The sequence below is a fragment of the Cupriavidus sp. FW305-26 genome, from assembly GCF_058787975.1.
Genome location: NZ_JBYTAH010000082.1, coordinates 1 through 21,784, shown reverse-complemented (window position 1 = coordinate 21,784; position 21,784 = coordinate 1). Strand labels below are relative to the sequence as shown.

The window sequence follows — 21,784 nt, the reverse complement described above, 5'->3', positions numbered from 1 at the left end:
GCGTGCGCAGTTTCCGGCGCAGCAGTAAGGCCAGGCGCTCAACTCGGCCGGATATTGGCTTTTTCCGCCACACCCTTGAAGCGCAGGTATTCCGCACGCTGGAATTCCCCCAATTCGCCGAGCGCCTTCTTCAAAAAGGTACCCGCGCGCTTGGACTGGTATGCCTTTGCCGCCTCGGTCCCTTGCGCGGCGGAAATCGCTGCGGCAAGCTCCTTGAGCTTGTCCTGCGGGGTGCCGGCCTTCATCGAGAAGGACGACCACACGTAGGATTCAAAGTCCGCATAGCCCAGTTCCTTCATCGTCGGGACATTCGGCAACAGCTTGTCGCGCGCCCCGCCGGTAATCGCGAGCACGCGGAGCTTCTTGGCCTTTTCCATGGGGGCGATGCCGGTGATGTCGTTGAGGGCGATGTCCAGCCGGTTGCCGATCAGGTCCGTCACCATGGGCGCTCCGCCCTTGTACGGCACGGGCGTGGTCTTGATACCCGTTACCTGCGCCAGCCACTCGCCTACCAGGCGATAGCCTTCGGAATAATTGCCGATCGAGATCGGGTTGCCCGTGGCCTTGTAGCGGGCCACCACATCCGCAATGCTGTTGTAGGGTGAATCGTTGCCGGCCACAAAAGCGGCGGCGGAGATCGCCAGGCCGTGCAGCGGCAACAGGTCCTTGAACGGGTCGTAGCCCAGGTCCTTCACCATCACCGGGTTCACCGCGATCAGCGAGTTACTGCCCAGCAGGATGGTGTTGCCGTCCGCCGGCTCCGCCAGCACAGTGCGCACGGCGATGAGGCCGCTGGCCCCCGGCTTGTTCTCGACCACGATGGAGCGTCCCAGCGCCTTGCCGATCAGCTCCGCGTAAAAGCGCGCGCCCTCGTCCGAGCCGCTGCCCGCCGTGAAGGGCACGATGACGCGAATCGCCTTGCCCTGCGCCCGGGCGATGTAGGGGAAACCCAACGCTGCCGCGCCCGCCAGCAGCGTGGCGCCAAATTGTCTCCGTTGCATGGTGCTTGTCTCCTGTATATCGAAATGGTTTGGCCTTGGCCGGATTCAGTCTTCAAAGACCGGCAGCCGCCTTTCGGCCATGGCCTTCACGCCCTCGGCCATGTCCGGCCCCGCAAACTGGGTAGCCTGCTCCGCGCTCTCGCGCGAGATGGCGTTGCGGATGTGGCTGAGCGAGTCCGCCTTCAAGGTTTGGCGGGTGGACTGCAACGCACGCGGCGATGAAGTGGCCATTTCCCGGGCCAGTGCCATCGCGGCGGTGCGCACCTCCGCCTCGGGGACGATGAAGTCCACCAGCCCCAGCTCACTGGCGCGGGCGCCATCTACGCGGGCGCCGGTGTACAGCAACCACGCCGCCATCTGCTTGCCGATCAGCGCCGGCAGGGTGTAAGAGAGCGCGAAGCCAGGGTGAATCCCGAGCCGGTTGAAGTTGGCCGAAAACCGGGCCTCTGCGCATGACACCCGGAAGTCCGCCGCGAGCGCCAGGCCAAGGCCGCCACCCACGGCCGCGCCCTCGATGGCGGCCACAATCGGCTTGCTGAAACTGAAGATGCGCAGTGCCTCCAGATAGATGGGATTAATGCGCGAGGCGCTGCGCCCCTCCGCGCCATTGCGCCGCGAAAAATCCGCCCCCGCGCAGAACGCGCTGCCGCCCGCCTGCAGCAGCACCGCACGGCAGGTCTTGTCGGCCTGCAGCCGGTCCAGCTCGTCGGCAATCCGGGCAATCATCTCCACATCAAAGAAATTGTGCGGCGGGCGGTTCAGCTCGATGATGGCAACATGGCCGTCGCGGCTGGTCAGGATGGCCTGGTTCGGCGTCTCAGACATGGGTGGCGGTCCTTTCTGCATGCGTGGGTTGGGCTTGGTGGTCAGCCGGCGTTGCCGGGGCATCCGCCGACGGCAGGGTGCGCGCGGTCAGGTGCGGCCAGAACTGGTCCGAGCCTGCCTGGATGAACGCCTGGCCGAGGCGCTCTGCCCATTCGGTGCTGCTGCCGGCCTCGGCACGCCAGGCCCACAGGCGCCGCGTGGCAAAGTTCAGCGGGTATTCGTAGGTAAAGCCAATGGCGCCATGCACCTGGTGCGCAATCGAGGCACCCGTGCGCACCGCGTCGCTGGCCGTCACCTTGGCGACCGCGGCGCTGAATTCAGCCTGGGGCGCGCTGTCCTCCTGCATGGCGGGCAGATCGCGCAGTGCGGTGGCCGCAGCCGCGTAGCTGCAGGCCACTTCGCCGGCCAGCACGGCGATCTGCTGCTGGATAGCCTGGTTCTTGCCGATGGGCTTGCCAAACTGCACGCGGTCCTTCACATACTGCACCGCCAGGTCCAGCGCGTAATCCAGCGCGCCGGTCAGCTGCGCGGCGGTGGTGGCGGCGTAGAACACTTCCAGCGGCCGGCTCAGCCCGGAAATGCCAGCAGGCAGCACATGCGCCACGGGGGCATGGTCAAGCACCACCGTGTCGGCCGGCAGCGATGCGGCATCGGCCTTTGGCTCCACCCGCACGCCAGTCCCCTTGGCATCCACCAGGCAGACATGGCCTGCCGCCTCCACCACCAGCCAATGGGCATGGCGCGCCCACTTCACCGCTGTCATCGTGCCGGTGAGGGTGGCGGGCGTCCCCGCCTCATTGCCGGTCAGTGCCAGTGCCCGCGTCTGCGCGCCGGCGGCCAGCGCAATCACGCTGCCGGCCGCCAGGTCCAGCCCGCTGCGCGATGCCAGGTACTGCCCCACCACCGCCTGCGACAGCGGCACCGGCGCCTGGGTATAGCCGACCTGGTAGAACAGGGACAACGCTTCCGGCCACGAGGCCTCGATGCCGCCATGCGCCTCGCGGCAGAGAATCTTGGTCATGCCGGCGTCGGCGATGGCTTGCCACAGTGCGCCGGCAAATTCACCGGTCTCGACAGCGGTCAGCAGCTCGCGGCTCACCTCGTTGGCCAGCAGTCGCTTGACGGTTTCTTCAATCATGTTGTCGCTCATCGCAGCCCCAGTCCTTTCGCAATAATTCCGCGCAAAATCTCTCTCGTGCCCCCTCGCAGTGAGAACGATGGCGCCGCCAGCGTCACCAGGTTCAGCACCTGGTCGAACTCGCTTCCATCCCCCAGTCTGTCGGGGAATACCTCGTAGGCAATGTCGGGCAGCGACTGCTCCAGCAGCGCCCCCTGGTCCTTGACGATGGAGGCGGCCAGCGACGGGTCCTGCCCCTCGGCCATCATCAGTGCGATGCCCTGCGACATCTGGCGCAAGGTGGCATAGCGCGCGATCACCTTGCCGATGGCCACGGCCTGCTGACGGTTGCCTGCCTGCGCCGCATCGAGCATCTCCAGCAGCAGTTGCGTGCTGCTCAGGAAGCGCTCCGCGCCCGATCGCTCGTACTTCAGTTCATTGATCACCTGGCTCCAGCCCTTGCCCTCCTCGCCCACCAGGTGGTCATCGGGCACGAACACGTCGTCGAGGATCACTTCGTTGAAGATGCGCGTGCCGAGCTGCGAGACGATGGGCCGCACCGTCACGCCGGGGCGGTCCATCTCGATGAAGATCTGGCTCATGCCGGCGTGGCGGTCATCGCCACGTTCCCTGGTGCGCACCAGGGCCACCATGTAGTGCGCATGGTGCGCGCCCGAGGTCCACACCTTGCGGCCGTTGATCTTCCAGCCGCCTTCGACCTTGGTGCCGCGGGTCCGGATGGAAGCGAGGTCCGAGCCCGAGTCCGGCTCGCTCATGCCGATGCAAATGAACGCCTCGCCCCGGCGGATCTGCGGGATGATTTTGGGAGCAAGCTGGTCGCGGCTGTAGCGGATGAGCAGCGGCCCCATCTGGCGGTCGGCGGCCCAGTGCGCGCCCATCGGGGCACCTACGGCCAGCAGTTCCTCCAGCATCACATAGCGCTCCAGCATGCTCTTTCCGCCGCCGCCGATGTCGGTTGGCCAGGTCATGCCGAGCCACCCCTTTTCGCCCATCTTCCTGGAGAAATCCGGGTCGCGGCCGGCCCAGTTGTATGCCCGCTCGACGCGTGAATACTTTGTGATGTGCTCCCTGGCAAAGGCTCTTGCCTCCTCCCGGAGCGCCTCGCATTCGGGTGGCAGGTCCCCGACCGTGACGTGCAACGTATCCATGTTTATCCTTACTTGCTTGCGAACAAGCAACACTATAGAGTGGATACAACGAATCTGCTCTAGGTAATAACGATGAGAAGCGAGGCAACCATGAACGCAAGCGACATGACGAACGACCAGAAGAAGCCGGACGCCACCGCTCCCCGAGGCCCTCTTGCCGGTATCCGCGTGCTGGATCTGACCGCGGTGGTACTGGGTCCCGTCGCCACCCAGGTGCTGGCGGACTATGGCGCCGAGGTGATCAAGGTAGAACCGCCCGAGGGCGACCTGATGCGTGCAAACGGCGTGAGCCGCACGCCCGGCATGAGTTCCACCTTCATGAATATCAACCGCAACAAGAGTTCGGTGTGCATCGACCTCAAGGCGGAAGAAGGCAAGGCACAGCTACGCCAGCTGATCGGCCGCTGCGACGTGCTGGTGCACAACATCCGCATCAAGGCGATCGAGCGGCTGGGGTTCGGCTACGATTCGGTGGCGCAGATCAACCCGGGCATCGTCTACTGCGCCGCCACCGGCTTTGGCGAGGGCGGCGCCTTTGCCGGCCAGCCCGCATTCGACGACATCATCCAGGGCGCCTGCGGCCTGGCCCATCTGGTGGGACACGAAAGCGGCGTCCCTGACTACCCGCCCACCCTGCTGGCCGACAAGATCGCGGGCCTGGCCACGGCCAACGCCATCCTGGGCGCGATCGTCCACAAGGTCCGCACCGGCGAAGGCCAGTACGTCGAAGTGCCGATGTTCGAGACAATGGTCGCCTTCACGATGACGGAGCATCTGGGCGGCCACGGCTTTCAGCCGCCCATTGGCGACGCCGGCTATGCGCGCCTGCTCAAGGGCGGCCGCAAGCCCTCGCCCACCAAGGACGGGTACATCGCCCTGCTGCCCTATACGGAGCAGCACTGGAAGGCCTTCTTTCACCGCTTCGGGCGCGGCGAATTCATCGAACAGTTCAACATCAGCAGCCGGATCGAGCGCAACAAGAACATCCAGGCGATCTATGCGGAGCTGCGCAACATCACCGCGCGGTACACCACAAAAGAGATGATGGACGTGTGCCGCGAGATGGATATCCCGGTCGCGGAAATGTATTCCATCCACACCATCCAGACCCATCCCCAGGTACAAAGCACCGGGCTGTTCCAGACCATGACGCACCCCACCGAAGGCGACGTGGTAACCACCCGCCCGACGGCCCTGTTCTCCAGGTCGCCTGCTTCCATCTATAAGCCTGCCCCTCGTCTCGGCGAGGATACTGAGCGGGTCTTGGGTTCCAGGTCCGTGAAATGTTCGAATTGAAGCCGAACCTGAAAAACACGGCCAAGCAGCCGCCCATTGATCCCAAAGTGGAGAAAGCGTCTAATCATCAAGAGAAGGGACCTGAAGTGACGAGGTCTGTATGCACTGCACAAACTGCGGATCCGAGAACCCTCCTGACGCGAGGTTCTGCAAGGATTGCGGATCACGACTGGGCCGACGCTGCCCGCACTGTGGCCACGACTCGGGTTCGGCCGACAGGTTTTGTACCGCATGCGGCGCATCGCTGGCCTTACCCACTGTCGGCCCTTCCGATGAAAACCAGCTGACGGCGGCGCCCGCTCCCATCGACTACACCCCACGCCACCTGGTCGAACGCATCCTGGCGCAGCAGGCGGCGATGGAAGCCAGGGGCGCGACCGCCGGCGAGCGCAAGACCATCACGGCGCTGTTCGCCGACATGGCGGGTTCCACGGCGCTGATCCACGACCTGGACCCGGAAGAAGCGCGCCGCCTGATCGATCCCGTGATCGCGCTGATGATGGAGGCCGTGCACCACTACGAAGGCTATGTCGCCAAGTCGCTGGGCGACGGCATACTGGCCCTGTTCGGTGCGCCCATCGCGCATGAAGACCACCCGCAGCGCGCGCTGTATGCGGCGCTGCGGATGCAGGAAGCGATGCGCCGCCACGGCGACCGCATCCGCCTGGAGCAAGGCATACCGCTCCAGATCCGGGTGGGCATCCACACCGGCGAGGTGGTGGTGCGGTCCATCCGCCGCGACGACCTGCATACCGACTACGATCCGGTAGGACACACGATCAACATTGCCTCGCGGATGGAAAGCATCGCCACGCCGTCGTCCATTCTGGTCAGCGAGGCGACCTGCAGGCTGACGGAGGGGTATTTCGACTTCAAGGCCCTGGGCGCAACCCAGGTGAAGGGCATTAGGGAGCCGCTTGCCGTGTATGAAGTGCTGCGCCTGGGCGTGTTGCGCACGCGCCTGCAGGTGGCGCAACGCCGCGGCCTGGCGCAGTTCGTAGGCCGCGAGGGTGAGCTGGCGCAATTGCGTGACGCGCTGGAGCGGGCCAAGGCGGGACACGGGCAGATCGTGGGCGTGGTCGGCGAGGCCGGGGTCGGCAAGTCACGGCTGTTCCATGAGTTCAAGGTGCTGTCGCAGCGCGGCTGCATGGTGCTTGAGACCTTCTCGGTGTCGCACGGCAAGTCGTTCGCGTACCTGCCGCTGATCGACCTGGTGAAGAATTATTTCCAGATCGAGCCGCTCGATGATGAGCGCAGGTGCCGCGAGAAGGTCGCCGGCAGGATGCTGATGCTGGACCGCACACTGGAAGAGCTGCTGCCTTACCTGCTTTTCCTGCTGGGTATCAGCGAGCCGGGTTCGGCATTGCCGAACATGGATCCCCGCATCCGGCGCCAGCGCACCTTCGACGCAATCACGCGCCTGCTGGTCCGAGAGAGCCACAACCAGCCGCTCGAGTTGATCTTCGAGGACCTGCAATGGCTGGACAGCGAGACCGAGGCGTTCCTGGATGTCCTCGCCAGCCACCTGCCAGGTGCCAGGATCCTGCTGCTGCTCAACTATCGGCCCGAGTACCAGCATGGCCGACATCAGCCGGACGGCTACACCGAGCTACGGCTCGATCCGCTGGGCCAGGCCGAGGCCCAGGAACTGCTCGCCGCGCTGCTTGGCGACGATCCCGCGCTGATGCCGCTCAAGCGGCTCATCCTGGACAAGACCGAGGGCAATCCATTCTTCATGGAGGAAGTGGTGCAGACCTTGTCCGAGGAGAAGGCCCTGCTCGGCGAACCTGGCCACTACCGGATCGAGCAGACCCCGATCGCGCTGCATATTCCCACCACGGTCCAGGGCGTACTGGCCGCCCGCATCGACCGGCTGCCCCGCCCCGAGAAAGACTTGCTGCAGAGCCTTGCCGTGATCGGCAAGGAGTTTTCCCTGAGCCTGATCCAGCGCGTGGTCTCCCAGCCGGAGGAACAGTTGCAGCCGCTGCTGGCCAGGCTGGAGGCCGGCGAATTCATCTACGAGCGGCCCGCATTCCCGGATACGGAGTACATGTTCAAGCATGCGCTGACCCAGGAAGTCGCCGGCAGCTCGCTGCTGACCGAGGAGCGCACCGCGCTGCACCAACGCACGGCGCAGGCAATCGAAGCCCTGTTCCAGCATCAGCTGAAGGATCACTACAGCGAGCTGGCCCGGCACTACAGCCTGAGCGGCAATGAACCGAAGGCCGTCGAGTACCTGCAGTGCACCGGCCAGCAGGCAGTGCAGCGCTCCGCGTACCACGAAGCGATCCGCCACCTGAATGCCGCGCTGGAATTGCTCCAGCGCCAGCCCGATTCGCCCGAACGCGCCCGCCAGGAACTCACGCTGCGCCTTGCCATCGGGCCGGCGCTGATCGCCGCCAGGGGCTTTGCCTCGTCCGAGGTCGAAACCACTTACAGCCGTGCCCTGGCGCTGTGCGGCGAGGTCGGGGAGACCCCGCAGCTTTTTCCCACGCTGGTCGGCCTGCGCACGTATTTCTCCCTGCGCGCCGAGCATCGCAAGGCTTACAAGCTGGGCAAGCAACTGCTTGCCCAGGCCAGGAAGACGCAGGACCCGGAGCTATTGGGCGAGGCCCATGTCTCGCTCGCCACGACCTTGTATTACTGCGGGAAGTTCAGGGCCTCCGATGGCCACCTGCGAGATGCGCTCGCCCTCTATGGCGCCAAACCGGATCACGTCCATGTGAATATGCATGGCGTCGACCCGGAGTCACGGGCGCTATCCTTTTCGGCATTGGTCCTGTGGAATCTCGGCTATCCGGACCAGGCCTGCAAGCGAGCACAGAATTCGCTCACGCTGGCCCGGCAGCTGTGCCATCCCTTCAGTCTCGCGCATGGCCTCTGCCTGGCGGCCGAGCTGCACCAGTTCCGCTGCGACCCAAGGCTCACGCTCGAGTGCGCCGACGCGGCCATCGCGCTCTCAAGCGAGCAGGGCTTCCCCGTGTGGCTTGCCTGGTCGACCTTCCTGCGCGGTTGGGCCCTGGCCGAGCAAGGGCAGCATGAGCAAGGCATCGCGCAGATGCGCCAGGGGCTGGCGGCGTACCACGCTACCGGCGCGGCGCTGGGGCATTCGCACTTCCAGCAACTGTTGGCGCAGATCTACGCACGCATGGGACAGGTGGATTCAGCCCTGGACGCGCTAGCCGAAGCGCAAGACGCGGTGCAAAGGACCGGTGAGCACTATTGCGAAGCTGAGTGGCATCGGGTCAAGGGCGAGATGATCCTTCACGGCTGCCGTTCTGATGGCCTTCTGTCTGAAGATGACGCGCAAGCGTGTTTTCACCAGGCGATCACGGTAGCCCGCAAGCAGAATGCCAGGTCGCTGGAGTTGCGGGCCTCACTGAGCCTTGCACGGCTCTGGCAACGCCAGGGCAGGCCCGAGCCGGCCAGGCAACTGCTGGACCAGATCCGCGGCGCATTTACCGAAGGGCTGGACAGCGCGGACATGCGCGACGTCGTGGCGGCATGCCGTTGATGACGATTTCGCCGCCAGCGGCGATTTGCGCCAGTGTTTACATTCTGAATCTCCTGATTTCCACTCAGGCCGCCCTGGCGGCCAGTGCGGGATAGTCGGTCAGCCCGCGTGCGCCACCACCAAACAGCGTGTCGCGGTCATGGGGGTTGAGCGTCGCGCCAGCGCGCAGGCGCTCCGGCAGGTCGGGGTTGGCCACGAACGGCCGGCCGAAGGCAATCAGATCGGCCCATCCCTCGTTCAGCGCGGCCTGCGCACGTTCCGCGGTGTACTTGCCGGCGTAGATCAGCGTGCCCCGATACATCTCGCGCAGCCGCTGCTTGAATGCGGCGGGCATATGCGGTGCATCGTCCCAGTCGGCCTCGGCGATATGGATGTAGCCCACGCCCAGCTCGCCGAGCAGCTTTGCCGCGGCCGCATAGGTGGTTTCCGGATCGGCGTCGACGCAGCCATTGAGCGTGGTCAGCGGCGCCAGGCGGATACCGACCCGGTCCTTGCTGCCCGTGCCCTCGATCAGCGCCTGCGTCACCTCGCCCAGTAACCGCAGGCGGTTTTCTAGCGAGCCGCCATATTCGTCGGTACGGTTGTTGGCTTCCGAGTCGATGAACTGGTTGACCAGATAGCCGTTGGCCGCGTGCAGTTCCACACCGTCGAAGCCGGCCGCCATCCGTTGCGCGCGGCCTGGCGGAATTCGTCGACGATGGCGTGGATCTCTTCCACCTTGAGCGCGCGCGGGTGGGATGCCTGCACGAAGCCCGGCTTGCCATCCTGATCGGCGACGAACACGTTCACACCGTGCGCCTGGATGGCGGACGACGACACCGGTGCGTGGCCATCGAGCAGACTGACATGGCTCAGGCGGCCCACGTGCCAGAGCTGCGCGAAGATGCGCCCGCCCGCTTCATGCACGGCAGCGGTGACCTTGCGCCAGCCGGCGACCTGCGCCGGCGTGTGGATGCCGGGCGTCCACGCATAGCCCTTGCCGAGCGGCGAAATCCAGGTGCCCTCGCTGACGATCAGGCCGGCGCTGGCGCGTTGCGCGTAGTACTCGGCCATCAGTTCGTTCGGCACGTCGTCGGGCTGGCTTGCGCGCGAACGCGTCATCGGCGGCATCACGATGCGATTGGGCAGCGTGAGGGCACCCAGCGAATGCGGCTGGAACAGCGGATCGTGTGTATCGGACATCATGGCCTCCTCAGTCCCAGGCCGGGGCCAGGCCCTCGGGGCTGACCTCGCGGCCGTTGCGCTCCAGCGCGGCGACCTGGGCCATGTCGTCGGCGTCGAGCTTCAGGTCGCGCGCCAGCAGGTTGCTGGCCAGGTTCTCGCGCCTGGTCGACGACGGAATCACCGCATAGCCGAGTTGCAGCGCCCATGCCAGCGCAACCTGCGCGACGGTGGCGCGGTGCTTGTTCGCGATCTGCGCCAGCACCGGGTCCTTCAGCACCTTGCCGTAGGCCAGCGTCATGTACGACGTCACGGCGATGCCCTGCTCCTTCAGGAACGCGGCGAGCTTGTGGTTCTGCAGATAGGGGCTCAGTTCGATCTGGTTGGTGGCGATTTCGCCCTTGCCAACCGCATCGAGCGCCTGCTTCGTCAGTGCGATATTGAAATTGGAAACACCGATCTGCCGCGTCAGGCCCAGCGCCTTGGCTTCGGCCAGCGCCGCCATGTATTCGGGCAGCGCCACGCCATTGCCCGGCGCCGGCCAGTGGATCAGGGTCAGGTCGACGTAGTCGGTGCGCAGCTTGTCCAGGCTTTCGCGCAGGCTCGGCACAAGCTTGCCGGCGGCGTAGTTCGCCGTCCAGATCTTGGTGGTCACAAACAGTTCATCGCGCTTCACGCCGGCCTCGGCGATAGCCTGGCCGACGTCGGCCTCGTTGCCGTAGATCTGTGCCGTATCGACGGCGCGATAGCCCAGGTCCAGCGCGTTGCGCACCGAATCGATCACGGCCTGGCCGGTCAGGCGGAAAGTCCCGACACCAAATGAAGGAACGCTCATGGTGCAACTCCTATGAAGGAAACTCGAATGCACGCAGTTTGCCGCCCTTACCTTTGCGGATAAAGCCGTGTATAAGGGAAATTCATTTGATTTGAAATCAATAATGAAGACGACCATCGACGAACTGCTGGCCTTTGCCGCCGTGGTGGACACCGGCTCGATCACGGCGGCCGCCGAGCAGCTCAAGCTGACGGTCTCCGCCGCCAGCCGCACCCTGGGCCGGCTGGAGGAGAAACTGCAGACCACGCTGCTGCGGCGAACCACGCGGCGGCTGGAGCTGACCGAGGAAGGGGCGGCATTCCTGGAACACGCCCGCGCCATCCTGGCGATGGTTGACGAGGCGGAAGAGCAGATCGCGGCGCGCCGCCTGCGGCCGGTTGGGCGCTTGCGGGTGGATGCGGCAACGCCGTTCATGCTGCATGTGATCGTGCCGCTGCTGGAGGGCTTTCGCGCCAGCTACCCGGAAGTGGAACTGGAACTCAACTCGAACGAAGGCATCATCGACCTGATCGAAAAGCGCACCGATGTGGCGTTCCGCATCGGCCAGCTGAAGGACTCAACGCTGCATGCGCGCCCTATCGGCACCAGCCGAATCCGCATCCTGGCCAGTCCCGGCTACCTGAAGCGCCACGGCACGCCCACCAAGCCGGCGCAGCTCGCGCAGCATGCGCTGCTGGGCTTCACGCAGCCGGAATCGCTGAACGACTGGCCGCTGCGCGACGACGACGGCAGCGTGCTGCATATCAAGCCAACCATCGCCTCGTCCAGCGGCGAGACCCTCCGGAGTCTGGCCCTGAACGGCCAGGGCATTGCCTGCCTGTCGGACTTCATGACGCGCGACGATCGGCAAGACGGGCGGCTGGTGCAGCTGTTTGCGAAACAGACCCTCGATGTGCGCCAGTCGATCAACGCGGTCTACTATCGCAACACCGCGTTGGCGTCCCGCATCACCTGCTTTGTCGAGTATGTGGTCAATGTGCTTGGCCAGAAGCCGTTCGAGAGCTAGTTTTCATATTTGATGCCAGATCAAAAGTATTTGACCGATACACGGCTTAATCTGCAAAGATGAACCGGGCAAACTGCGCTCCATCGAAACCCATTCCCTGGAGCACAAATGAGCCCCCTCTTCAAGCCCTTTGCCATGGCCGAGCAAACGCTATCCAACCGGATCGCCATGGCGCCGCTGACCCGTTCGCGCAACCCGGACGGGGTGCCCAACGATCTCAACGCGCTCTACTACGGCCAGCGTGCCGACGCCGGCCTGATCGTGACCGAAGGCACGGTGATCTCGCCCAGCGCGCAGGGATTCCTGTTCAATCCGGGCCTCTACACGCCGCAGCAGGTTGAAGGCTGGCGCAAGGTGACCGACGCGGTGCATGCGAAGCGCGGAACGATCTTCACGCAGCTCTGGCACGTCGGCCGGGTGAGCCACGTCTCGATCCAGCCTGGCGGCATCCAGCCGGTCAGCGCAACGGGCCAGGTTGCGAAGAACACCAAGGCCTGGGGCTATACCGCCGACGGCACGCCCGGTGCGGTCGATGTATCCGCGCCGCGCGCGCTGGCCAGCGGTGAGGTCTACGGCGTAATCGCCGATTTCGCGGAAGCCGCGGCCAATGCGATCGCCGCCGGCTTCGACGGCGTGGAACTTCACGGTGCCAATGGCTACCTGATCGAACAGTTCCTGAACCCGACGGTGAACGACCGCACCGACGAATTCCGTGGCGACACGCTGGAAGGCCGTACCCGCTTTGTACTGGCTGCCATCGACGCCGTGGCAGCCCGGATCGGCGCGCATCGCACGGCCATCCGCCTGTCTCCCTATGGCGGACTGGGCGACATGGGCGAGTACCCTGAGCTGGAGCAGACCTATCTCCATCTGGCCGACGAGCTCTCGAAGCGGAACATCGCCTACGTCCACCTCATGGACCAGAGCACGCGCGGCAGCTCGGCCACGCCGGGCGACTTCCTGGCAAGGTTCCGACGTCGCTTCACGGGTGCGCTGATCCTTGCGGGTGGCATGACACGCGCACGCGCCGAGCAGCTGATTGCCGATGACCTGATCGACATTGCCGCCTTCGGCGAGCCGTTCATCGCCAACCCCGACCTGGTTGCCCGGCTTGAGAACAACTGGCCGCTGGCCTCGTCGGACCGCGCGCACCACTACGGTGGCGGCGCCGAGGGCTACACGGACTATCCCGCCTACGACGGCGCCGCCGCAGCCTGAACTGCGCCAGACCACCTCGCGCAGCTTCACGCGGCGCTTCGGGCAGCCGCCCGGGGCGGGGCGGGTGTCCGCACACGGATAGCAAGGCTGCACTCAGCCCATCGAGCCACACGATTGCGCGCGGGGGTGTCGCCGCTCAGGTCGTCAGCAATTTTTCCTGATTTTCACCACGAATTCAGCAACAAATACCCCGGTTATCTGATTAACCTGCCCGCTATTTTCCGTTTACGGCCCGCCGCGGACGAGAAAATAGCTGCTCCCGCCGGCCCCACGAAGGCCGGCGCGGCCTTTCTGATGACACGGAGACAACGACACATGAGTGCAAGCGCAGAACATCTGCAACGCGGCCTGGGCGAACGGCATATCCGGCTGATGGCGCTGGGTTCGGCCATCGGCGTGGGCCTGTTCCTGGGCGCCGGCAATGCCATCAAGATGGCCGGCCCCGCCATCATGCTGGGCTACCTGATCGGCGGCGCGGTGATCTTCCTGATCATGCGCGCGCTGGGCGAAATGGCCGTGCACAACCCGGTGGCCGGCTCGTTCTGCCGCTACGCGCAGGACCACATGGGCCCGCTGGCCGGCTACCTGACCGGCTGGAACTACTGGTTCCTGTGGCTGGTGACCTGCGTGGCGGAGATCACCGCCGTGGCCATCTACATGGGCATGTGGTTCCCCGACGTGCCGCGCTGGATCTGGGCGCTGGCCGCGCTGGCGGCAATGGGCTCGGTCAACCTGATGGCGGTCAAGGCCTATGGCGAGTTCGAGTTCTGGTTCGCAATGATCAAGATCGTCACCATCGTGCTGATGCTGATCGGCGGCGGCGCCATGATCGTGTTCGGCTTTGGCAACGGCGGTATCGCCACCGGCATCTCGAACCTGTGGGCGCACGGCGGATTCATGCCCAACGGCGCCTCCGGCGTGCTGATGTCGCTGCAGATGGTGATGTTCGCCTACCTCGGCGTGGAGATGATCGGCCTGACCGCCGGCGAGGCGCGCAACCCGAAGAAGTCGATCCCGGACGCGATCAACTCGGTGTTCTGGCGCATCCTGATCTTCTACGTGGGTGCGCTGTTCGTGATCCTGTCGCTGTACCCGTGGAACGAGATCGGCGCCCAGGGCAGCCCGTTCGTGCTGACTTTCGAGCGGCTGGGCATCAAGACCGCCGCCGGCATCATCAACTTCGTGGTGCTGACCGCGGCGCTGTCGTCGTGCAATGGCGGCATCTTCAGCACCGGGCGCATGCTGTACAACCTGGCACAGCAGGGCCAGGCGCCGCAGGCCTTTGCCAAGGTCGACCGCAATGGCGTGCCGCGCCGCGCGCTGCTGGTGTCGATCGCCGCGCTGCTGTGCGGCGTGCTGCTCAATTACCTGGTGCCCGAGCAGGTCTTCGTCTGGGTGACGGCGATTTCCACCTTCGGCGCGGTCTGGACCTGGGCCATCATCCTGGTCACGCAGATCCAGTTCCGCCGCAGCCTGTCGGCGGCCGAGCGCAAGGCGCTGGCCTTCCGCATGCCGTTCTGGCCCTATGGCTCCTACATCGCGCTGGCCTTCCTGGCGCTGGTGGTGGCGCTGATGGCCTACTTCCCGGAGACCCGCGTGGCGCTGTACGTGGGCCCGGGCTGGCTGGTGCTGCTGACGGTGTGCTACTACGCGCTGGACATGCGCTCGCGCGGGCCAGTCAGCTACCGCGCCTGAGCTTGCCATAGCCAGCGGGGTGCGCCGGCCGGCGCGCCTCGCTACAATGGCTCCCGGGCAATCCAACGCCAGGGGGCCGAATGTCCGAGACCACTGAGGTTGCTGGCAACGCGGCGGCTGCGCCGCCGCGCAACAGCGCCGCCGATGCCGAGGCCCGCGCCATCGCGGTTGCCGATACGGTCGCGCGCACTGCCGTCGAGCAGGCCGACCATGCCATGCGCCACTGGACCGACCCCACCGCGGGGCCGGTACGCATCGGCTCCGCGCAGCACCTGCAGATGTTCTGCAATATGCTGCTGCAGACCCACAACCCCTACAAACCCGCCGTGATCGACTGGCCGAAGCTGTCGCCGGAGGCCCTGCACCGCGTCACCTCGCTGCCGATCTGGGATATCGCCGTGCAGACCGAGGGCCGCGCCTCGATCCGAGTCAAGACCTTTGCCCAGACCGTCAGCGATCCGCTGCTGCGCATCGCGCTGGAAATGGACGGCGGCGAAGAGGCGCGCCACAAGGTGGTGCTGTCGAAGCTGGTCGAGGCCTACGGCATCGCGCTCGCGCCCGAGCCTGACTACCCGCCCCCGGACGATCCGGAATGGGGCTGGCTGGTTACCGGCTACAGCGAGTGCATCGACAGCTTCTTCGCCTTCGGCCTGTTCGCCGCGGCCAGGCGCTCCGGCTTCTTCCCCGCCGAGCTGGTCGAGACCTTCGAGCCGGTGATCCAGGAGGAAGGCCGGCATATCCTGTTCTTCGTCAACTGGGCCGCCTGGTACCGGCGCACCCTGCCGTGGTGGCGCCGTCCGCTGTTTGCGCTGAAGGTGGCGCGGGTGTGGGCCTTCCTGGTCTGGGAGCGCATCGGCATCGCGCGCGGCATCGACACCGACGGCGTGGCCCAGGACGCCAACTTCACCATGAACGGCTCGGCGGCGCTGGGCGAAGCCCTGACGCCGGGCGCGATGATCGACATGTGCCTGGCCGAGAACGACCGGCGCATGGCCGGCTACGACGCGCGCCTGCTGCGCCCGGAAACCGTGCCGCGGCTGGCCCGGCTGGCGCGGCGCTTCGTCAAGTAGGGCCGGCCCATGCACCTTGCGTTGGCATTGTCGCTGCTGTCGCTGGCGGTCTGGCTGGTGCTGATCTTTGCCCGCGCGGGCTTCTGGCGCGTGCGCAAGCCGGCTGCCGCACCGGATCCCGCAGCCTGGCCGGAGGTGGTCGCGGTCATCCCCGCCCGCAACGAGGCCGAGGTGATCGGCCGCGCCGTGGCCGGCGTGCTGGGCCAGCGCTACCGGGGCCGGCTGGCGCTGGTGGTGGTGGACGACCACAGCCAGGACGGCACCGCCGATATCGCCCGCGCCGCCGCCGCGGCCACCGCGCGCCCGCGGGGGCTGACCGTGATCGGCGCTCGCGAGCTGCCGGCCGGCTGGAGCGGCAAGGTCTGGGCGCAGTCCGAAGGATTGGCCACGGCCGACCGCATCGCCCCGCAGGCCCGCTACGTCTGGCTGACCGATGCCGATATCTGGCACGGCCCCGGCGTGCTGGCCGGTCTGGTGGCGCGCGCCGAGCACGAACGGCGCGACCTGGTCTCGCTGATGGTCCGGCTGCGCTGCGAATCCGCCTGGGAACGGCTGATCGTGCCGGCCTTTGTCTTCTTCTTCGCCAAGCTCTACCCCTTCGCCCGCGTGCGCGATGCCCGCTGCCGCGTGGCGGCCGCGGCCGGGGGCTGCATGCTGGCCAGCCGCGCGGCGCTGGCGCGCATTGGCGGCTTTGCCGCCATCCGCGGCGAGCTGATCGACGACTGCAGCCTGGCCGCGCGCATCAAGCCCGGCGGCGCGATCCGGCTGGACCTGGCCGACGACAGCGTGTCGTTGCGGCCCTACAACGACTGGCGCAGCCTGTGGGACATGATCGCGCGCAGCGCTTATACGCAATTGCGCTACTCGCCGCCGCTGCTGGCCGGCGCGGTGGCGGGCATGGTGCTGACCTACCTGGTGCCGCCGGTGCTGGCGCTCGGCTGGCGGCTGTGGCCGGCATGGCTGGCCTGGGGCGCGATGACCCTGGCCTACCTGCCGATGCTGCGCGAATACCGGCAGCCGGCGTGGCTGGCGCCGCTGCTGCCGGTCACGGCGCTGTTCTACCTGGGGGCAACCATCGACTCGGCACGGCGCTACTGGCTGCGGCGCGGCGGGCAGTGGAAGGGCCGGGCGCAGGCGCCGGTGCGGTCCTGAGCGCTCCCTGCCAGCTTAGCGCTTGTCGAGATACCCCTGCGCCCGGAACCACTCCAGCGCGTCCCGCAAACCCTCCTGGTATGGCCGCGGCTGATAGCCCAGCACCTTGCGCGCCTTGTCTGATGTAAAGAACATCCGGTACCGGGACATATTGAGTCCATCTACAGTGATGAACGGCTCCTTGCCGGTAAAGCGTGCCGCCGCCTCCGCCCCGTACGCCAGCGGGTACAGCGGCCAGCGCGGCAGCTGCATGGTCGGCGGGCGCCGGCCGCACAGCTGCGCGATGTCACGCAGCATCTGCTGCAGCATCACGTCCTGGCCGCCCAGGATGTAGCGCTCGCCGGCCTGGCCGCGTTCCAGCGCCAGGAAATGCCCTTCGGCCACGTCATCCACATGCGCCAGGTTCAGGCCGGTATCGACAAAGGCGGGGATCTTGCCCGTGGCCGCCTCGACGATGATGCGCCCGGTCGGCGTCGGCCGCACGTCGCGCGGGCCGATCGGAGTGGACGGGTTGACGATGACCGCCGGCAGGCCGCGCTCGGCCACCAGTTTTTCGACCACGCGCTCGGCCAGCACCTTGCTGCGCTTGTAGGCGCCGATGGCCTCGTGCGGGCGCAGCGCCGCGGTCTCGTCCACCGGCGCCCGCGCGCCGGCCACGCGCAGCGTCGCCACGCTGCTGGTATAGACCACCCGCTCGACGCCGGCCTGCTGCGCGGCCTCCATCACGGCCAGGGTGCCGTCGACGTTAGTGCGCACGATCTCCTCGGGGTCCGGCGCCCACAGCCGGTAGTCGGCGGCCACATGGAACAGGTAGCGCACGCCCTGCAGCGCGGCAGCCACCGCGCCGGCGTCGCGCATGTCGCCTTCCGCCACGCTCACCGGCAGCCCGGCCAAGTTGGCGCGCGGGCTTTGCGGGCGCACCAGCACGCGCACCCGGAAGCCGCGTGCCAGCGCCCTGCGCGCCACCGCCGAGCCCAGAAAGCCCGAGGCGCCTGTCACCAGCACGTCATCGTTTTTCGTCATAAACCCGTTTTCCCGTGAGGCGGAGTCGCCCCGGGCCAGCCTCGCGCTGGCCAAAGCGCCTCCAGACAAAGCCGGCGTGTCGGGTATATAGTAACCACCGTGCGACGGAAATGTGATCTGCGGTGGATCTCCGGTGGATGCCGGTGCATTTCCTGTCCCGCCATCCCAAACACTGAAACCCGTTGCAAAGGGTCGGGGGGCTTACTCTATGCAGGTGATTCTTGCTCAGCCCCGGGGCTTCTGCGCTGGCGTGGTGCGCGCGATCGAGATCGTCGACCGCGCCCTCGTCAAGCATGGCGCCCCGGTGTTCGTGCGGCATGAGATCGTGCACAACAAGCACGTCGTAGAGGGACTGAAGGACAAGGGGGCGCGCTTCGTCGAAGAACTGGACGAAGTCCCGACCGGCGCCGTGACGATCTTCAGCGCGCACGGGGTCTCGCGCGAGGTCATCGCCGATGCCAGCCAGCGCCAGTTGCATGCCATCGACGCCACCTGCCCGCTGGTGATCAAGGTCCATACCCAGGGCCGCCAGTACGCGGCCAGCGGCCGCACCGTGATCCTGATCGGCCATGCCGGCCACCCGGAAGTGGAAGGCACCATGGGCCAGATCCCGGGCAAGGTGATCCTGGTGCAGAACGAGGCCGAGGTCGCGCAGCTGGACCTGCCCGCCGACACCCCGGTCGCCTATGTCACGCAGACCACGCTGAGCGTGGACGACACCCGCAATATCATCGCCGCGCTCGGGCGCCGCTTCAGCAACCTGGTCGGTCCCGATACGCGCGATATCTGCTACGCCACGCAGAACCGCCAGAGCGCGGTGCGCGACCTGTGCAAGCTGGCCGACGTGATCCTGGTGATCGGCGCGACCAACAGCTCCAACTCCAACCGCCTGCGCGAGATCGGCACTGAAAGCGGCGTGCCCAGCTACCTGATCGCCGAAGGCGCCGAGCTGGACCCCGCCTGGGTGCGCGACGCCAACGTGGTGGGCATCACCGCCGGCGCCTCCGCCCCCGAGGAAATGGTCGAGGACGTGATCAACGCGCTGCGCCGGCTGGGCCCGGTGGATGTCACCACCATGGCCGGGCGCGAGGAACATGCCGAGTTCCGGCTGCCGCCCGAACTGGCCGACGTAAAGCCGCAATCGGCCCCGCGCAAGGCCGGCAAGGAACCCGCCGCAGTCGCGGCCGCACCGGCCACCGCCAACGAGAATATCGCCGGCTGAACCCAACCAGAGGAAGCTGCCTTGGCTATTCCGCTACTGCAGGTCGCCCGCGTGGGCGCCTACATCGTCGGCAAGCATCTGTCGCGACAGAAGCGCTATCCGCTTGCCCTGATGCTGGAACCGCTGTTCCGCTGCAACCTGGCGTGCTCAGGCTGCGGCAAGATCGATTATCCGGATCCCATCCTGAACCAGCGCCTGTCGGTGCAGGAATGCCTGGAGGCGGTGGATGAATGCGGTGCCCCGGTGGTGTCCATCGCCGGCGGCGAGCCGCTGCTGCACAAGGACATGCCGCAGATCGTGCAAGGCATCATCGCGCGGCGCAAGTTCGTCTACCTGTGCACCAATGCGCTGCTGATGGAAAAGAAGCTGGACCAGTACCAGCCCAGCCCGTATTTCATCTGGTCGGTGCACCTGGACGGCGACCGCGAGATGCATGACCGCTCGGTGTGCCAGGAAGGCGTGTACGACCGCTGCGTCGAGGCAATCCGGCTGGCCAAGCAACGGGGTTTCCGCGTAAATATCAACTGCACGCTGTTCAACGATGCCCAGCCCGAGCGCGTGGCGAAGTTCTTCGACTCGGTCAAGGCGCTGGGCGTGGACGGCATCACCGTGTCGCCTGGCTATGCCTATGAACGCGCGCCGGACCAGCAGCACTTCCTGAACCGCGGCAAGACCCGCCAGCTGTTTCGCGACATCCTCAGCCGCGGCCGCGCCGGCAAGAACTGGGCCTTCAGCCAGTCGACGCTGTTCCTGGACTTCCTGGCCGGCAACCAGACCTACCACTGCACCCCGTGGGGCAACCCGGCGCGCACCGTATTCGGCTGGCAGCGTCCGTGCTACCTGGTGGGCGAGGGCTATGCCGCCACCTTCCGCGAGCTGATGGAAGAAACCGACTGGGACGCCTACGGCACCGGCAACTACGAGAAGTGCGCCGACTGCATGGTGCACAGCGGCTATGAGGCCACCGCCGTGGCCGACACCTTTGCCCATCCGCTCAAGGCGCTGGGCGTGAGCCTGCGCGGCGTGCGCACCAGCGGGCCGATGGCGCCCGATATTGCGCTGGACCGGCAGCGGCCGGCGGAATACGTGTTCTCGCGCCACGTCGAGATCAAGCTCGAGGAAATCCAGCGCGCGAAACCGCGCGCCAACCGGCCGCGGCCGGCCGAGGCCAACGCCGCGGCCACGCACTGACCGCACTACCGATGGCCGCGGAACTTGCCGCCACCCTCCCAGGCGCTGCGCTGACCTGCGTGTCGGCGGCCTATGCGCTGGCCGCGGCCTGGCTGTCGCATCGCGCGCCGGCGGCAAGCGGCGGCACCGCGACGACGCCGGTCAGCGTGCTCAAGCCGCTGTGCGGCGCCGAGCCCCGGCTGTACGAGAACCTGGCCACGCTGTGCCGGCAGCGGCATCCGTCGTTCCAGCTGGTATTCGGCGTGCATGCCGCGGACGATCCCGCCATCGCCGTGGTCGAACGGCTGCGCCGCGACTTCCCGGCGTGCGACATCGCGCTGGTGGTCGATCCGCAAGTGCACGGCACCAACCTGAAAGTCAGCAACCTGGTCAACCTGTTCGCACAAGCGAAGCACGATGTGCTGGTGATCGCCGACAGCGATATCGCCGTGCCGCCCGACTACCTGGCGCGCGTGACCGCGCCGCTGGCCGACGCCGGCGTGGGCGTGGTCACCTGCCTCTACCGCGGCAATCCGACTGGCGGGCGGTGGTCGCGCATCGGCGCGCAGTTCATCAACGACTGGTTCGCGCCGTCGGTGCGCATCGCCCACGCGGGCGGCTCGCAACGCTTTGCCTTTGGCGCGACGATTGCGCTGCGGCGGGATGCGCTGGTTTCGGTCGGCGGGTTCGAGGTATTGGCGGACCGGCTGGCGGATGACTTCTGGCTGGGCGAGCTGACGCGGCGACAAGGGTTGCGCACGGTGCTGTCAGACGTGGTGGTCAGCACCGATGTCACCGAGGAACACTTTGCCGACCTTTGGCGGCATGAGGTGCGCTGGCTGCGCACGATAAGGTCACTCAATCCGCTGGGTTTTGCCTTCACCTTTATTACCTTCACCTGGCCGATGCTGGTGCTGGGCGTATTGCTGGCGCCGCTCCCTGCTGTTCTTGCCCTGGCGACCCTCGGCGTGATCGCGCGCAGCATGATGGCGGGCAGCGTGGCCGCTGCGTTGCGCGCGCCGTTGCGCGATGCGATGCTGCTGGCCGGCTGGGCCGTTGCGCTGACGGGCAAGCGCGTGCGGTGGCGCGAGCAGGTGCTGCCGGTACATGATGGGCAGCACTCCGGGCGAGCGCCTGCCCTCTCCCCCGCCCCTCTCCCGCAAGCGGGCGAGGGGAGAAAACAGGCGGACGGGGAGCCGCCATCGCGTTATTCCGCACGCCGTCCTGCGGCAGCGTCCGTTGATGTGACGACGTTGAACGCAGCGGCGGTTCGCTCCCCTCTCCCGCCTGCGGAAGAGGGGCCGGGGGAG

At 66.6% G+C, this 21,784-nt stretch carries 16 protein-coding genes and 1 pseudogene; 10 read left to right on the top strand and 7 right to left on the bottom strand.

Annotated features, from left to right (window positions below):
• Nucleotides 1-38 precede the first annotated feature (38 nt).
• From AC3WQZ_RS30770 to AC3WQZ_RS30755, 4 genes are read right to left on the bottom strand one after another with little or no spacing between them, the layout of a single operon-like run.
• Nucleotides 39-1,001: a tripartite tricarboxylate transporter substrate binding protein gene (locus AC3WQZ_RS30770; protein ID WP_492301849.1), complete on the bottom strand. Its 963-nt coding sequence runs from the start codon at nt 999-1,001 to the stop codon at nt 39-41.
• 45 nt (nt 1,002-1,046) lie between these two features.
• A complete protein-coding gene (locus AC3WQZ_RS30765; RefSeq protein ID WP_234788085.1) occupies nt 1,047-1,847 on the bottom strand; it encodes an enoyl-CoA hydratase/isomerase family protein in 801 nt (266 codons plus the stop codon).
• On the bottom strand, nt 1,819-2,964 hold the full coding sequence (locus AC3WQZ_RS30760; protein ID WP_231881461.1) for an acyl-CoA dehydrogenase family protein: 1,146 nt from the start codon (nt 2,962-2,964) through the stop codon (nt 1,819-1,821). Before AC3WQZ_RS30760 ends, AC3WQZ_RS30765 begins: the two co-directional genes overlap by 29 nt.
• 8 nt (nt 2,965-2,972) lie before the next feature.
• Entirely contained in the window at nt 2,973-4,112 is a 1,140-nt protein-coding gene (locus AC3WQZ_RS30755) for an acyl-CoA dehydrogenase family protein (RefSeq protein ID WP_011617680.1), read from the bottom strand.
• 90 nt (nt 4,113-4,202) lie between these two features.
• Here AC3WQZ_RS30755 and AC3WQZ_RS30750 point away from each other — a divergent pair, with 90 nt between their 5' ends.
• Together AC3WQZ_RS30750 and AC3WQZ_RS30745 are read left to right on the top strand one after the other, a co-directional pair.
• Complete coding sequence (locus tag AC3WQZ_RS30750) at nt 4,203-5,408, top strand: CaiB/BaiF CoA transferase family protein (RefSeq protein ID WP_010810977.1); 1,206 nt, start codon at nt 4,203-4,205, stop codon at nt 5,406-5,408.
• Between the two features lie 100 nt (nt 5,409-5,508).
• On the top strand, nt 5,509-8,922 hold the full coding sequence (locus AC3WQZ_RS30745) for an adenylate/guanylate cyclase domain-containing protein (protein ID WP_492297800.1): 3,414 nt from the start codon (nt 5,509-5,511) through the stop codon (nt 8,920-8,922).
• A 64-nt stretch (nt 8,923-8,986) separates the two neighbouring features.
• On the opposite strand, the pseudogene AC3WQZ_RS30740 reads toward AC3WQZ_RS30745, so the two are convergent.
• Nucleotides 8,987-10,107 (bottom strand): annotated as a pseudogene (locus AC3WQZ_RS30740) (alkene reductase).
• 7 nt (nt 10,108-10,114) lie between these two features.
• Nucleotides 10,115-10,918, bottom strand: a complete 804-nt coding sequence (gene dkgB, locus AC3WQZ_RS30735; protein WP_058696608.1) for a 2,5-didehydrogluconate reductase DkgB — start codon at nt 10,916-10,918, stop codon at nt 10,115-10,117.
• A gap of 103 nt (nt 10,919-11,021) precedes the next feature.
• Here dkgB and AC3WQZ_RS30730 point away from each other — a divergent pair, with 103 nt between their 5' ends.
• The 5 genes from AC3WQZ_RS30730 to AC3WQZ_RS30710 all read left to right on the top strand — a co-directional run bounded on the left by AC3WQZ_RS30730 (nt 11,022) and on the right by AC3WQZ_RS30710 (nt 17,059).
• Nucleotides 11,022-11,924, top strand: a complete 903-nt coding sequence (locus AC3WQZ_RS30730) for a LysR substrate-binding domain-containing protein (protein ID WP_492301848.1) — start codon at nt 11,022-11,024, stop codon at nt 11,922-11,924.
• 108 nt (nt 11,925-12,032) lie between these two features.
• Nucleotides 12,033-13,142, top strand: a complete 1,110-nt coding sequence (locus AC3WQZ_RS30725; protein ID WP_492301847.1) for an alkene reductase — start codon at nt 12,033-12,035, stop codon at nt 13,140-13,142.
• Nucleotides 13,143-13,457: 315 nt separating this feature from the next.
• Nucleotides 13,458-14,837, top strand: coding sequence for an amino acid permease (locus AC3WQZ_RS30720; protein WP_010810971.1), 1,380 nt, complete (start codon nt 13,458-13,460; stop codon nt 14,835-14,837).
• A gap of 80 nt (nt 14,838-14,917) precedes the next feature.
• Entirely contained in the window at nt 14,918-15,907 is a 990-nt protein-coding gene (locus AC3WQZ_RS30715; protein WP_492301846.1) for a ferritin-like domain-containing protein, read from the top strand.
• 9 nt (nt 15,908-15,916) lie between these two features.
• The gene (locus AC3WQZ_RS30710) at nt 15,917-17,059 is read left to right on the top strand and encodes a glycosyltransferase (protein ID WP_492301844.1); all 1,143 of its coding nucleotides are present in this window, start codon (nt 15,917-15,919) and stop codon (nt 17,057-17,059) included.
• A gap of 15 nt (nt 17,060-17,074) precedes the next feature.
• On the opposite strand, the gene hpnA is transcribed toward AC3WQZ_RS30710, so the two are convergent.
• The gene (gene hpnA, locus AC3WQZ_RS30705) at nt 17,075-18,082 is read right to left on the bottom strand and encodes a hopanoid-associated sugar epimerase (protein WP_010810968.1); all 1,008 of its coding nucleotides are present in this window, start codon (nt 18,080-18,082) and stop codon (nt 17,075-17,077) included.
• A gap of 208 nt (nt 18,083-18,290) precedes the next feature.
• On the opposite strand from hpnA, the gene ispH reads away from it, so the two are divergent.
• From ispH to hpnI, 3 genes are all read left to right on the top strand, one after another.
• Complete coding sequence (ispH, locus tag AC3WQZ_RS30700; protein WP_010810967.1) at nt 18,291-19,304, top strand: 4-hydroxy-3-methylbut-2-enyl diphosphate reductase; 1,014 nt, start codon at nt 18,291-18,293, stop codon at nt 19,302-19,304.
• A gap of 21 nt (nt 19,305-19,325) precedes the next feature.
• Entirely contained in the window at nt 19,326-20,495 is a 1,170-nt protein-coding gene (gene hpnH / locus AC3WQZ_RS30695) for an adenosyl-hopene transferase HpnH (protein WP_010810966.1), read from the top strand.
• Between the two features lie 11 nt (nt 20,496-20,506).
• The coding region (gene hpnI / locus AC3WQZ_RS30690) for a bacteriohopanetetrol glucosamine biosynthesis glycosyltransferase HpnI (RefSeq protein ID WP_492301842.1) at nt 20,507-21,784 on the top strand (1,278 nt) is incomplete at its 3' end.

What these genes read in the sequence shown, in the direction of transcription:
- AC3WQZ_RS30770 (WP_492301849.1), bottom strand. Translation starts at nt 1,001, where the DNA reads ATGCAACGGAGACAATTTGGCGCCACGCTGCTGGCGGGCGCGGCAGCG.
- AC3WQZ_RS30765 (WP_234788085.1), bottom strand. Translation starts at nt 1,847, where the DNA reads ATGCAGAAAGGACCGCCACCCATGTCTGAGACGCCGAACCAGGCCATC.
- AC3WQZ_RS30760 (WP_231881461.1), bottom strand. Translation starts at nt 2,964, where the DNA reads ATGATTGAAGAAACCGTCAAGCGACTGCTGGCCAACGAGGTGAGCCGC.
- AC3WQZ_RS30755 (WP_011617680.1), bottom strand. Translation starts at nt 4,112, where the DNA reads ATGGATACGTTGCACGTCACGGTCGGGGACCTGCCACCCGAATGCGAG.
- AC3WQZ_RS30750 (WP_010810977.1), top strand. Translation starts at nt 4,203, where the DNA reads ATGAACGCAAGCGACATGACGAACGACCAGAAGAAGCCGGACGCCACC.
- AC3WQZ_RS30745 (WP_492297800.1), top strand. Translation starts at nt 5,509, where the DNA reads ATGCACTGCACAAACTGCGGATCCGAGAACCCTCCTGACGCGAGGTTC.
- dkgB (WP_058696608.1), bottom strand. Translation starts at nt 10,918, where the DNA reads ATGAGCGTTCCTTCATTTGGTGTCGGGACTTTCCGCCTGACCGGCCAG.
- AC3WQZ_RS30730 (WP_492301848.1), top strand. Translation starts at nt 11,022, where the DNA reads ATGAAGACGACCATCGACGAACTGCTGGCCTTTGCCGCCGTGGTGGAC.
- AC3WQZ_RS30725 (WP_492301847.1), top strand. Translation starts at nt 12,033, where the DNA reads ATGAGCCCCCTCTTCAAGCCCTTTGCCATGGCCGAGCAAACGCTATCC.
- AC3WQZ_RS30720 (WP_010810971.1), top strand. Translation starts at nt 13,458, where the DNA reads ATGAGTGCAAGCGCAGAACATCTGCAACGCGGCCTGGGCGAACGGCAT.
- AC3WQZ_RS30715 (WP_492301846.1), top strand. Translation starts at nt 14,918, where the DNA reads ATGTCCGAGACCACTGAGGTTGCTGGCAACGCGGCGGCTGCGCCGCCG.
- AC3WQZ_RS30710 (WP_492301844.1), top strand. Translation starts at nt 15,917, where the DNA reads ATGCACCTTGCGTTGGCATTGTCGCTGCTGTCGCTGGCGGTCTGGCTG.
- hpnA (WP_010810968.1), bottom strand. Translation starts at nt 18,082, where the DNA reads ATGACGAAAAACGATGACGTGCTGGTGACAGGCGCCTCGGGCTTTCTG.
- ispH (WP_010810967.1), top strand. Translation starts at nt 18,291, where the DNA reads ATGCAGGTGATTCTTGCTCAGCCCCGGGGCTTCTGCGCTGGCGTGGTG.